This is a genomic window from Curvibacter sp. GW821-FHT01G03, from assembly GCF_059422285.1.
Genome location: NZ_JBWKWP010000067.1, coordinates 1 through 349, shown reverse-complemented (window position 1 = coordinate 349; position 349 = coordinate 1). Strand labels below are relative to the sequence as shown.

At 70.2% G+C, this 349-nt stretch carries 1 protein-coding gene; it reads right to left on the bottom strand.

Annotated features, from left to right (window positions below):
• Nucleotides 1-349 (bottom strand): WD40/YVTN/BNR-like repeat-containing protein (locus AC07VS_RS28850; protein WP_494752702.1); only part of this gene is annotated, 349 nt, incomplete at both ends.

The following is a 349-nucleotide window of genomic DNA, read 5'->3' as shown; positions in this document are numbered from 1 at the left end:
ACCCCCGGGCAGCGCCACACCGGTCCAGAACGAGCCCTTGTAGCCCGTGCTCAGGTAGCTCCAGTGCCGGCCCTGGTCGCTTGAACGCAACAACATGCCCTTCTCGGCCGCCGCATACAGCACGCCCTGGCCCGTGGCAAACAGGCTCAGCAGGTTCAGGTCGGCCTTGCGTGCCCCCTCGGGCGGCGCGAGCGTGACCGGGCTCCAGCGCTTGCCGCCGTCTTCCGTCACCAGCACCAATGACCACAACCCCACCGCCACCCCGTGCTTGGCGTCCAGCATGTGCAGCGCAAACAGCGGGCGGTCCTCGCCCGTGGCGCTGCGCTGCACGGCCCAGCTCTCGCCCCCA